Annotated in this window: 11 protein-coding genes; 7 read left to right on the forward strand and 4 right to left on the reverse strand. The window is 53.0% G+C overall.

Annotation, left to right across the window (positions count from 1 at the left end; all coding sequences use genetic code 11):
* Window positions 1-45: 45 nt before the first annotated feature.
* Window positions 46-1,572, reverse strand: a complete 1,527-nt coding sequence (locus tag AC5JO6_RS06955) for a YifB family Mg chelatase-like AAA ATPase (protein WP_496080321.1) — start codon at window positions 1,570-1,572, stop codon at window positions 46-48.
* Window positions 1,573-2,951: 1,379 nt separating this feature from the next.
* Here AC5JO6_RS06955 and AC5JO6_RS06960 point away from each other — a divergent pair.
* Window positions 2,952-4,280, forward strand: coding sequence for a homoserine dehydrogenase (locus tag AC5JO6_RS06960; protein WP_496080322.1), 1,329 nt, complete (start codon window positions 2,952-2,954; stop codon window positions 4,278-4,280).
* Between the two features lie 218 nt (window positions 4,281-4,498).
* On the opposite strand, the gene AC5JO6_RS06965 is transcribed toward AC5JO6_RS06960, so the two are convergent.
* Window positions 4,499-4,684: a hypothetical protein gene (locus tag AC5JO6_RS06965; protein WP_496080323.1), complete on the reverse strand. Its 186-nt coding sequence runs from the start codon at window positions 4,682-4,684 to the stop codon at window positions 4,499-4,501.
* A 72-nt stretch (window positions 4,685-4,756) separates the two neighbouring features.
* On the opposite strand from AC5JO6_RS06965, the gene AC5JO6_RS06970 reads away from it, so the two are divergent.
* From AC5JO6_RS06970 to AC5JO6_RS06980, 3 genes are all read left to right on the forward strand, one after another.
* On the forward strand, window positions 4,757-5,491 hold the full coding sequence (locus AC5JO6_RS06970) for a cytochrome c biogenesis protein CcdA (RefSeq protein WP_496080324.1): 735 nt from the start codon (window positions 4,757-4,759) through the stop codon (window positions 5,489-5,491).
* 63 nt (window positions 5,492-5,554) lie between these two features.
* Window positions 5,555-6,952: a cytochrome c biogenesis protein gene (locus tag AC5JO6_RS06975; RefSeq protein ID WP_496080325.1), complete on the forward strand. Its 1,398-nt coding sequence runs from the start codon at window positions 5,555-5,557 to the stop codon at window positions 6,950-6,952.
* A gap of 102 nt (window positions 6,953-7,054) precedes the next feature.
* Entirely contained in the window at window positions 7,055-7,954 is a 900-nt protein-coding gene (locus AC5JO6_RS06980; protein WP_496080355.1) for a S66 peptidase family protein, read from the forward strand.
* A 12-nt stretch (window positions 7,955-7,966) separates the two neighbouring features.
* Here AC5JO6_RS06980 and AC5JO6_RS06985 read toward each other — a convergent pair whose 3' ends face one another.
* Window positions 7,967-8,323, reverse strand: a complete 357-nt coding sequence (locus tag AC5JO6_RS06985) for a phage holin family protein (RefSeq protein ID WP_496080326.1) — start codon at window positions 8,321-8,323, stop codon at window positions 7,967-7,969.
* A gap of 165 nt (window positions 8,324-8,488) precedes the next feature.
* Window positions 8,489-9,250 carry an SDR family NAD(P)-dependent oxidoreductase gene (locus AC5JO6_RS06990; protein ID WP_496080327.1) on the reverse strand — a complete coding sequence of 254 codons (762 nt, stop codon included), beginning with the start codon at window positions 9,248-9,250 and terminating at the stop codon, window positions 8,489-8,491.
* Window positions 9,251-9,362: 112 nt separating this feature from the next.
* On the opposite strand from AC5JO6_RS06990, the gene AC5JO6_RS06995 reads away from it, so the two are divergent.
* The 3 genes from AC5JO6_RS06995 to AC5JO6_RS07005 all read left to right on the forward strand — a co-directional run bounded on the left by AC5JO6_RS06995 (window position 9,363) and on the right by AC5JO6_RS07005 (window position 11,991).
* The gene (locus tag AC5JO6_RS06995) at window positions 9,363-10,133 is read left to right on the forward strand and encodes a creatininase (protein WP_496080328.1); all 771 of its coding nucleotides are present in this window, start codon (window positions 9,363-9,365) and stop codon (window positions 10,131-10,133) included.
* 99 nt (window positions 10,134-10,232) lie between these two features.
* Window positions 10,233-11,294 (forward strand): ABC transporter substrate-binding protein, encoded by a 1,062-nt coding sequence (locus tag AC5JO6_RS07000; RefSeq protein ID WP_496080329.1) that lies wholly within the window; start codon window positions 10,233-10,235, stop codon window positions 11,292-11,294.
* A gap of 13 nt (window positions 11,295-11,307) precedes the next feature.
* Window positions 11,308-11,991 carry a cysteine hydrolase family protein gene (locus AC5JO6_RS07005; RefSeq protein ID WP_496080330.1) on the forward strand — a complete coding sequence of 228 codons (684 nt, stop codon included), beginning with the start codon at window positions 11,308-11,310 and terminating at the stop codon, window positions 11,989-11,991.
* Window positions 11,992-11,994: the final 3 nt, after the last annotated feature.

The raw sequence follows: 11,994 nt of genomic DNA on the forward strand, positions 1-11,994 counted from the left end.
TCGCGCTCGATAATCACATTGAACTCTTTGCTCATGTTCATACCTCTACTGCATCCTATCTATTGTGCGATACTGAATCGCCTCAGCGACGTGCTGAGTTTGCAGGTTGGCATCATTCGACAGATCCGCGATCGTCCTCGCTACTTTGAGAATGCGATCGCTTGCCCTGACAGACAGTCCTAACTTCCGAATCGCCGCTTCAAGCAGGTTACGCGTTGCATCATCGAGCACACACCATTGCTTCAGATGACGGCTTTGCATCTCGGCGTTGCAGCGTAGAGGAGTGTCTTTAAAGCGAGTATGGGAATGGTTGCGGGCAGCCTGGACGCGATCGCGCACTGATGCTGATTCCTCCCCCTTCGGCTGTTGGGTAATTTCTTCAGGCTTCAGGCGATTGACCGCTACTTGCAAATCGATCCGATCCATCAACGGACCTGATAGGCGCGCCCAATATTGTTCTCTGGCTCTAGGCGTACAGGTGCAGGGCTGCACAGTATCGGCAAAGTAACCGCAGGGACAGGGATTGGCGCTGGCAACGAGGGTAAACTGCGCTGGGAACGATACCGATTGGCGCGTGCGAGAAATACTGACGTAGCCATCCTCCAACGGTTGACGCAGAAACTCCAGCACATCCCGCTTGAATTCTGTCAATTCATCCAAAAAAAGTACGCCTCGGTGCGATAGCGAAATTTCGCCCGGTCTGGGAAAACTGCCGCCACCCACGAGCGACGGTCCCGAAGCTGAATGATGAGGACTGCGAAAGGGACGGGTTGCTACCAATGAGCCTTTATTTTTGAGCAAGCCAGCGACGGAATGAATTTGGGTCACTTCCAGCGCTTCGTCAAAGGTCAAGGGCGGCAGAATCCCCGGCAGCCGACGGGCAAGCATGGTTTTGCCACTTCCCGGAGGTCCCACAAAAATGAGATTATGTCCACCCGCTGCGGCAATTTCAAGGGCACGACGGGCATGTGCCTGTCCTTTTACATCCTTGAGGTCAGGTCCAGTGAACTGTGCTTGCTCCAATTCCTCTAGACCATCCACCTGAGTTGGTGCATATTGCTCTGAGGCGCAGAGAAAGTTGCCAACATCTGACAAATGCTTGAACCCGAACACAGACAAGCCTTTGACGACAGCGGCTTCACGGGCGTTATCGGCAGGCACCACTAAACCAGAGATCCCCAAACGGCTGGCAGCGGCGGCGATCGCTAACACTCCCGCCACAGGGCGCAAACTGCCATCCAGCGACACTTCACCGAGAAACAGGTAGTCATCCAGCAGATCAGTCTTCACCTGTTCAGAGGCTGCCAGTACGCCGACGCTGATGGGCAAGTCAAAGCTAGGACCTTCCTTCCGCAGATCGGCTGGAGTCAGATTCACCACAATCTTCCGCATCGGGAAGGCATAGCCCGCATTCTTCAGCGCTGCTCTCACCCGCTCTTTAGATTCCTGCACTTCCTGAGACGGCAGACCCACCACGACAATGCCGGGTAACCCACCTGCAATGTCGACCTCAACCCCAACCTTCACTGCATCAATGCCAACCAGTGATGCACTCCAAACTCTTGCCAGCATGGCAACCTTCGCTACTGCTACTTCGTAGATTGCCCATAACGCCTAGTATGCTACCACTTGGTTACTTCATTCTTTAGATGCTCATCTCTCGCTACCCGGATCGTGGAATCAAGGCTCTGCTGCCTGGATGACAGAATCACGACACTGATGTGGCAAGAAGCAGAACGCTAAAACAGCAGCTATGACCTGCCAGGTTTGACGGTGGCAAGGTTAATTTTGAGTGCAGTGGTTTGCATCTTTCTATACGAGAACGCCCGATGCCAGCGATCGGGCGGTTCATTCATCAGGAGTGCATCTACTTATGGCAATGCTGGCTTGCTTAATGCGCCCAAATGTAGCCACAGCCAACAAAACCAAAATCAAAACGTTGATACAGCAAGATGTGAGCATAGTTTGCTTTAATTGTAGAATAAGGCTAAAACTTTGAGAATTTGAGATTAAGGTGGGTGCTAGATGGGTGGTTGGGCAACGAGTATAAAAAGGCAAAAGCAAACCCCCGATCCGGAAGAGCCGTAACTTACAAAAGGAGAGTAGGTAAGTCACTAGCTTAATCAGCCTGATTCGCTCTGTCGAGGAGCAAAATACGGAGATTGAACGAGCCGTACTCTAGAAGGTCTCAATTTTCTGAGTACCCTATCGATCGATGGTTTGACATTATTCCACTGGATATAGAGATCAAAACCGCTTGGAATAATGCCAAACCATTCACCTCATCGAATTCCTTTAGGGCTGCACTATGAATCTTGGGAACACTAACAATGACGGCTCTACCGGACTGAGCTTTGAACTTCAGACTCACGTAACAGCGGACTTGTTCAGCGGACAAGGATTTTTGCATGACCCATAGCAACGGGAATCGTTCCTCATCGTCTCGACTGGAGGCTGTAGATCAGCCCTGCCCACAACGGGTACTCAGGTTGCGTCCGGAAATCCCGAATCGTTTGCAGGTGCTCAATGAGGCTCATGCGACCACTGATGCTGAGAAACAACCTTATCTATTCTCTATTTTCTCCTGCTGATAGATCAGCCCTGCCCCCTTAGAGAACGTTTTAAAAGTCCGTACATTTGTAGCCTTGGCGACTGAAGTCGCGGCTACACAGACAAAACCTGCCGCCGCAGGTGATAAAGCCCTCGCGTTTCGGTAGTCCGCGGCGGCGGACTTTGTTTACGTGGTCGCGGTTTTAACGCCAGACGCTCTTCAAACAGCCTCTTAGGAATGAGAATTAAATAAGATCGAATTCTGTAGGATGTATTAGCGCAGCGTAACGCATCAAACTCTGGCTGTATAGTCTTCCTTACGCCCTTACTTTTCTACCGCCTCAGTTGACTCACCCGCTCCTACAATGGTTGGGTGAACTCTCGCATAGTGGATTGAGGCTGTGGCGTTCAAAATTGGTCTGTTGGGTCTGGGGACAGTGGGAACAGGAACGGTGCAAATCTTGCTGAATCCAGCCCAGCGGCATCCTTTGGTGCAGGAGTTGGAGCTGTATCGGGTGGGAGTCCGATCGCCCGACAAGCCTCGTTCCGTCGATTTACCAACGAGCCTCATTACGACTGATTTGGAGTCGATCGTCACCGATCCAGACGTGGATATTGTGGTGGAAGTGATTGGTGGGCTGGAGCCAGCGCGATCGCTCATTCTCAAAGCCATTGCCCATGGAAAACACGTGGTGACAGCGAATAAAGCGGCGATCGCGCGCTACGGAGCCGAGATCTTCACCGCTGCTGAAGAAGCTGGAGTGTATGTGCTGCTGGAAGCGGCGGTCGGTGGTGGCATTCCAGTGATTGAGCCGCTGAAGCAATCCCTCTGTGCAAACCGCATTTTGACAGTGACAGGCATTATCAATGGCACAACGAACTACATCCTGACGCGGATGCAGACCGAGGGTGGCGACTTTGCCGACATTCTGGCAGATGCCCAACGGCTGGGCTATGCCGAAGCTGATCCGACCGCTGATGTGGATGGTCTAGATGCGGCAGATAAAATTGCCATTCTGGCATCGCTAGCGTTTGGTGGGCGGATTAAGCTGCCAGACGTTTACTGCGAAGGCATTCGGCAAGTAAGTGCGGCGGATATTGCCTATGCCGACAAGCTAGGCTTTGTCATTAAGCTACTGGCGGTTGCGAAGCGAAACGCACAAACTCTTACCGAGGCTCCAGAGCAGCTACAGATTAGAGTGCATCCGACGCTGGTACCCAAAAGTCATCCCCTTGCCAGCGTGAATGATGTGAACAACGCCATCCTGATCGAAGGCGAACCGATCGGTCAGGTGATGTTTTTTGGTCCTGGTGCGGGGGCTGGTCCCACTGCTAGCGCGATCGTGGCAGATATCCTCAACATCGCTGCCATTCTGAAGGTGCAGCGAGGCGGGGCAGTACGATCGACTGGCACGCCCTTACTTGATCCTTTACTTGCCTGTTCGCACCAGACTTATTGCACGATCGTCCCCATCGAAGAGCTTGTCAGCCGCTTCTACACTCGCTTTCTCACACGTGATTCTCCTGGTGTCATTGGCAAGCTGGGCACCTGCTTTGGCAACCATAACGTGAGTCTGGAATCGATCGTGCAAACAGGCTTACGCGATGACCTGGCAGAAATTGTCGTGGTCACCCATCACGTTCGCGAAGGCAACTTTCGCACCGCGCTGGACGAGATCCGGGTGATGGAGTCTGTTAGCAGTATTGCCAGTACGCTGAGGGTTTTGTGAGGGCGGTCAGCTATTAGCGGTCAGCGGTCAGCTATCAGCGGTCAGCGGTCAGCTATCAGCGGTCAGCGGTCAGCTATGAGCATTGGTTGGGCTGCTTCTGTCTACCTGATTTGAGGAAAGCATACAGCTTCTAGAAGCGAACCTAAAAAAATACCTCTTCCCATCTATTTCCGGCGTTGCTGAATGCAAGTATGATTTTCCACCTTGCGGGAAGCGAGCTACATCCCCAGCCCTTCTCCTTGGGAAGAAGCAGGGTGTTTCATCCCAGGATTCAGCAACGCCTTTTTCTCTACCCCCTCTGCCTCCCTTGCTTCCCCCTCTGCCTCCCTTGCTTCCACCTCTGCCTCCCTTGCTTCCCCCTCTGCCTCCCTTGCTTCCCCCTCTGCCTCCCTTGCTTCCACCACCACCCCTGCTTCTCCTACCTCCAGTAAGATAAAGACAGCGCTACTTCTTCAGAACAAGACATTGGACACAGAATGATCGAAACGCTGCAAACCCAGCTTTACTGGTTAGAACGCTTTGCCAATAGCCTGGTGTCTGAGCAACTGGCTCATCTTACGCCAGCCAGTGTGGGCATCATTTTTCTGGCTGGGCTGCTGACGAGCCTTACGCCCTGTATGTTGTCGATGCTGCCCATTACGATCGGCTACATTGGCGGCTACGAAACTCAAACGCGGGTACAGGCGGCGGCACAATCCACCTGGTTTGCGCTGGGATTGGCGACCACGCTGGCAGGGTTAGGCATTGTGGCAGCAGTGGTGGGCAAAATTTATGGGCAAATTGGGCTGGGGTTGCCGATCGTGGTCAGTGCGATCGCCATTCTCATGGGGCTGAACCTGCTAGAAGCCTTGCCCTTTCGCCTGCCGTCCTTCGGTGGTTTGGAATGGATTTCTAAGGACTTACCGCCCGGTGTTCGTGCCTATTTGATCGGGCTAACGTTTGGGCTGGTCGCATCGCCGTGCAGTACCCCCGTCCTGGCAAGCATCCTGGCGTGGATTTCAGCAACGAAAGATCCGGTTTTGGGCAGTGCATTGCTGCTTTCATATACGATCGGGTATGCGGCTCCGCTAGTGCTGGCGGGAACGTTTACAGCTTCGATTAAAAAACTGCTGGAACTCCGTCGCTGGTCAGGTTGGATTACGCCAGCCAGCGGCGTTTTGTTGGTTGGCTTCGGTGTCTTTTCGCTGCTTTCAAGAGTTGCTAGTTTTTAGTGGTTGGCTTTTAGACTGTCTAACCACTAATAACCAGCAACTAACAACTAACAACTGCCCCAAATGTCTGCAAATCCTTCTTTTCTAACGCGTCTTGCTGGTTGGGGAACGGCTCCCAAAAACTTTTTCAAGCGGGAACTGTTGCCTGTGCTGTCTGATCTGCGGTTGGCGATCGCGCTGCTGTTGGCGATCGCGCTTTTCAGCGTGTCTGGGACGGTGGTTGAGCAGGGACAGTCTGCCGCGTTCTATGAGGCAAACTATCCAGAACATCCAGCGCTATTTGGCTTTCTCACCTGGAAAGTGCTGCTGGCGTTGGGATTGGATCATGTGTATCGAACGTGGTGGTTTCTGGCGCTGCTGATTTTATTTGGGTCGAGCCTGACTGCCTGTACGTTTACGCGACAGCTACCCGCCTTGCGCTGGTTTTCGCGTACGTCTCGCAAGTTCTACAGCCAGCCGCGCCAGTTTCAAAAGTTTGCCCTCAGCGCTGAATTTCAACAAACCTCGCTCGATGACGTATTGCCGCTACTAGAGCAGAAGCGGTACAAGCTGTTTCGTCAAGATGACGCGATTTACGCTCGAAAAGGTATCGTGGGGCGGATTGGTCCGATCGTCGTTCATGCCAGTATGCTGCTGATTTTGGTCGGCGCGATCGTTGGGGCACTGACAGGCTTTGTGGGGCAAGAGATGATACCCAGCGGTCAAACGTTTCAGGTCAAAAACATCCTGGATGCGGGACCATTTGCCGAGTCGCAGATTCCCAAAGATTGGTCGGTGAAAGTAAATCGCTTTTGGATTGACTACACCCCGCAAGGCGCGATCGACCAGTTTTACTCCGATATGTCGGTGCTGGACAGCGCCGGCAAAGAAGTCAAGCGCAAAACGATTCATGTGAATGAACCCCTACGCTATCGCGGTGTCACACTGTACCAGGCAGATTGGGGCATCTCTGCAGTGCAGGTTCGTATCAACAACAGCCCGATCTTTCAGCTCCCGATGGCGCAGTTGGATACAGGCGGCAAAGGTGGGCGCATCTGGGGCACCTGGATTCCCACCAAGCCGGATTTGAGCGCTGGGGTATCTTTAATTGCTAAAGATCTACAGGGAATGCTGCTGGTCTACGACACAACTGGCAAGCTGATTTCCACCGTGCGCGCGGGGATGTCTACCCCCGTGAATGGCGTGACGCTGGCAGTGAAAGACATCATCGGCAGCACGGGACTGCAAATTAAGGCTGACCCCAGCATCCCGATCGTCTACGCAGGCTTTGGTCTACTCATGCTGGGTGTCATGATGAGCTATGTCTCTCACTCCCAAATTTGGGCACTTCAGAAAGATGGGCACCTCTACATTGGCGGTCTGACCAATCGTGCTCAAGTCACCTTTGAACGCGAAATGTTGGAGATCCTGGAGCGTCTGGATACTCAGAAACAGGAAGCAAATGCTGTGGTGACGGTGTGACGCGATCGGATATAACATCAAAAATTTACCGCAGAGGCGCAAAGAGCGCAGAGTAACGTCTCCGTGTCCTCTGCGTCTCTGCGGTCACACCAGCGTGAAGCCATGCGTCCCTGCCAACCCCCACCACCATTACAACCAGGTGACTCACTGCGAGTGATTGCCCCCAGCGGCACCTTGCGAGAGGTTGAGTCCTTTCAGCGCGGCGTTAAGATCTGGCGATCGCACGGCTACCGGGTGGAACTCACTCCTGGCTACGACGATCGCTGGGGCTATCTGGCAGGCACCGATGTCGATCGTCGCCAACAATTGCTTACTGCGCTCAACGATCCAGATTGTCGCGGCATTCTCTGTGCACGAGGTGGCTACGGTGGTGCGCGATTGCTGGAAGACTGGTCTTGGAAAGGAAGTGATCCCAAATGGCTGATCGGCTTTTCAGATATCACCAGTTTGTTGATGAGCCTCAGTCTACAGGGCATTTCGGGCGTTCATGCACCGCTGTTGACCACGCTGACGGCAGAACCGGAGTGGTCAGTGCAACGCTTGTTCGATTGGGTAGAAGGTCGATCGCTCCCGCCCTTACAAGGAACGGGTTGGGGCGGCGGACAGACTGCTGGACTCCTTTTACCCGTCAATCTCACCGTAGCAACAAATCTGTTGGGAACGCCTGTACAGCCTGATTTTGCTGACACCATTCTGGCATTAGAAGATGTGGGAGAAGCACCCTACCGCATCGATCGCATGTTGACCCAATGGCGACTTTGCGGCGCATTGAAGCACGTCAAAGGGATTGCCCTCGGTCGGTTTAGCCAGTGCGATCCGCCTGCCAACATTCCTAGCTTCACGGTGGCAGAAGTGTTGCGCGATCGCCTGGGTGACCTGGGCATTCCGATCGTTTCAGAGTTGCCCTTTGGTCATGATGGCGCGAATGCAGCGCTACCTGTGGGCATCATGGCTCACTTAGACGGCGATCGTGGGCTTCTCAGCATTGACTCGACATGCTAAACGGCGGTCACCTCATGCCAGCGGATCAATGATTCTCACCAGCCAAGAGACAATGGTAGAGACGATCGTGAGGACGATCGCCCCGATCAGAGCAGTTAGAAGCCCCGAGATGTGAAAGCCGGGTGTGATCGCAGCCACGAGCCAAAAGGTAAACGCATTCACCACAAACAAAAATAAGCCCAGCGTAATAATTGTCAACGGCAGCGTGAGCAGCGTCAAAATGGGTCGGACGATCGCATTCACCAAACCCAAAACCACTGCCCCAATGAGCGCAGCAGTGAAGCTATCGATCTTGAAGCCCGGTACGAAGTGGGCGGTGATCACCAGCGATAGGGCAGTTGCCAGCCAGGTCAAAATAAAGTGCAGCATTTTGGTCAGAAGAATGGTTTAGAGCAGTGGTTTACAGAAGTCTTAACCACTGCTGTTAGCTCACTGAAGGAGCCATTATTGCCGGGATTGAGTGCCAGAGTCACAATTTAGCATCAAGCTGCCACGATCGAGGCTAGGCGATCGCTCATCCTCAAAAACTCATCCTCAAAAAATTGTCTTCCCACCATCGACAACCAACGCGGCACCATGCATCAGGGTAGGCGCATCGCTGGCAAGAAACAGCGCGACCTGGGCAATTTCGGCTGGTGTGCCAAGTCGTCCGATCGGCATGGTTGCAATACCCTCTTGCTTCGCCTGTGCGGGATCGTTTGCCTGGTCAAACTCACCTTGCAGCATCGGCGTGGCGATCGGACCCGGGCACAAGGCATTAATGCGGATATTGTCCTTAGCATATTCCAGCGCCAGCGCACGAGTTAGCGACAGCACAGCGCCTTTGCTGGCACAGTAAGCGGCATAGAGAGGTTGCGCGACGATCGCCAGTTCCGATGCGGTATTGATGACCACGCCGCTACCCTGCTGCTGCATTTTGGGGATCGCCTGCTGGCACAAGTAAAAAACCGATTTAAAGTTCACTGCCATCACGCGTTCTAGCGTTTCTGCATCAGTGCTGGCAAAAGGTGCAATGACCGCGATTCCGGCATTATTGTAAAGAATATCAATGCGTCCGTGGATTTTGCAGCAATGGTCAACGGTTGCAGCACAGGCAGCTTGTGTAGACAAATCAGCAGCAAAAAACTGAAACTGTCCGTCTGTCTGCAAGGCTGCTGCCAGTGCGTTCCCTGCCAACTCATTGCGATCGACCCCCAACACCAGTGCGCCTTCCGCGACAAACAGCTCAGCCGCCGATCGCCCAATGCCAGACGCGACGCCCGTAATCAGTGCCACTTTGCCATTCAGTCGTCCCATCGATCGCTCCATGCGTACAGCATGTTTGATTCTGCTAGATGAAAGCCTCTTTGACAAACATCTTTACTGAGGTGAATCGTCTAAAGTCCAATCAGAGCATTGAGGAGTGAACATGACTGTATTGATGAGTGCGTTAAGTTGGGTCGCCTACCAGGAACGGTTGCAGGATGACAGCTTAGTACTGCTGCTGCCCTGTGGTGCCTTGGAGCAGCACGGTCCACATTTGCCGCTGGGGACAGATGCGTTGCTGAGTGCAGCGATCGCCCAGTCTGTTGCGACCAACCTAAACGGATTGGTTGCGCCAACCCTCAGCTACGGCTACAAATCGCAGCCCAAGTCGGGTGGTGGGCAGCATTTTCCGGGTACGACTAGCCTAGATGGACAAAGTTTGAGCCAAATTACCCGCGATGTCATTCGTGAGTTTGCTCGCCACGGGGTTAAAAACCTTGTGGTTGTCGATGGACACTACGAAAATCAATGGTTTCTCACTGAAGGCATTGATCTTGCCATGCGTGAACTGGGAACCGCCCATCCACTGAGCATCATGCGCCTGGAATATTGGGATTTTTGCACCGAAGAAACGTTAAGCCACGTCTTTCCTGACGGCTTTCCGGGGTTTGCACTGGAACATGCTGCGGTAATTGAAACATCGCTCATGCTGCATTTTTGTCCCGACCTGGTAGCACTGGATCGGCTTCCCACTATTGCGCCTGCCAACTTTCCGCCCTATGACATGTATCCTACTCGCACAGAATGGGTGCCTCAGTCGGGAGTGTTGTCATCTGCAAAAGGAGCCAGCGCCGAGAAGGGTCGCTTGATGGCAGAGCAGCTTACAGAGAGCATTACTAAGGCAATTCGGCATGAATTTAGCTCTGTTCAGTGAGGACGCACAATTGTTTCTACAGTGATGTAGCGAGTGCTTCATTTTAACCGAGTTGCAAGTGTCACAATTTGCCCTGAGTTCGTATGGATGGCAGTATTAATGACCTTCTCTAAGTCACCTCGTTGGACACGTCGGCAGGCTTTGTGGATGATGACTGGCGCGATCGCAGGAGCCAGTGTTCATGCCTGCGCGAAGCCACCTGAAGCCCCTTCAGCACAGTCTTCGGCATCACCAGCCATGTCGGGAGGCGCTGGCGCAACGTCAGCCTCGATCGGCATTACTACCTGGATTGGCAATACTCCACTCCGCATTGCTGAAGAAAAGGGCTTCTTTAAGGACTTAGGGCTGGATCTCAAAATCAAAGTGTTTGATACGGTGGCACAGGCATTTCCAGCTTTTACATCGGGTCAACTGGATGGGTTGGCACCCGTCACGTCTGAAGCTGTCACGCTGGCATCTAAAGGGGTCGATTTCAAAGTAGTGACGGTCGAAGATACATCTGTTGGTGCCGATGTCATTCTGGCGCGGAACAGCATCAAGAGCATTAAAGAGTTCAAGGGCAAAAAGATCGCGGTCGAATTGGGTGGGATTGGTCACTTCTTTCTGCTGCAAATTCTCGATCAAGCTGGCTTAACGGGTAAGGATGTCACGCTAGTCAACACGCCTCCCGATGCTGCCGCTGCCGCATTCCAGGCAGGCAAAGTTGAGATTGCTTACTCCTACTCGCCGTTCAGTGACAAAGCGATCGCGGCTCAAAAAGATGGACGAGTCATCTATAGCTCGAAGCAAATGCCCACGGCGATCGCTGACCTTTACATCTTCAGTACAAAATTCGTGCAGGCGAATCCTAAAACCGTTGCAGCGTTTGTGGAAGGCAACCTCAAGGGTGTCGAGTTCTTGAAAACAAATCGTGAAGAAGGTTTGAAAATTGGTGCCGCCAAGCTCAAAATTAAGCCTGAAGAACTTGACCAGCAGCTAAAAGGCATTCAGATTCCCGATAAGGCAACCAATATTGCCATGTTAGGCGATGCCAACAGCGACCAATATCTGCTGAAGCCAATGACCCGACTGGCAGAATTTTTGAAAGCTCAAGGACAAATTCAAACGGTGCCTGACCTATCGAAAGTGCTTGAACCGCAATATGTCACCGCGATGAAGTAGAACGGGTGCATTGATGATGTCTGGCTTCGATCGTTCGTTAGCTCTAGCGGCTAGACCGCATTCCTTTCCGATCGCGCTAAACAAAACGGCACTCCTGGTCATCGATATGCAGCACGACTTCTGCCATCCAGAGGGCTTCTGCGGTCATGATCTGGGTGCCGATTTGTCGGCTGTCAGCGCGATCGTACCTCGTATCCAAACGGTGATTGAGTGGTGTCGCCGTCAAAGCATCCTGATCGTCTACACCCGCGAAAGTCATCCAGCGGATTTGTCCGATGTCTCACCCAGCAAGCAACTCCGATACACCAACGCAGGCTACCCAGTGGGGACACGGGGCAATATGGGGCGGTTTCTCGTGCAAGGCGAACCCGGCACTGCTCTGCTGAATGCTTTCAGCCCTTTAGACACAGAACTCCAGCTTGATAAGCCTGCTCAATCGGTTTTCATTGGCACTGATTTAGAAGCACAGTTGCACGATCGCGGTATTACCCATCTGCTGCTCACAGGCGTAACCACCCAATGCTGCGTGTTAGCAACTTACCGTCACGCCAGCGATCTCGGCTTCTATTGTCTGCTGCTAGAAGACTGCTGTGCTGCTTTCAATCCCAGCGAACACCAAGCAGCGATCGCGGTCGTGCAAAGTGAAAACGGCGCGATCGGCTGGGTTGGCACGTCTAACACCCTGTTGCGTTTGTAGGGA

The sequence above is a fragment of the Tildeniella sp. genome (assembly GCF_059505325.1).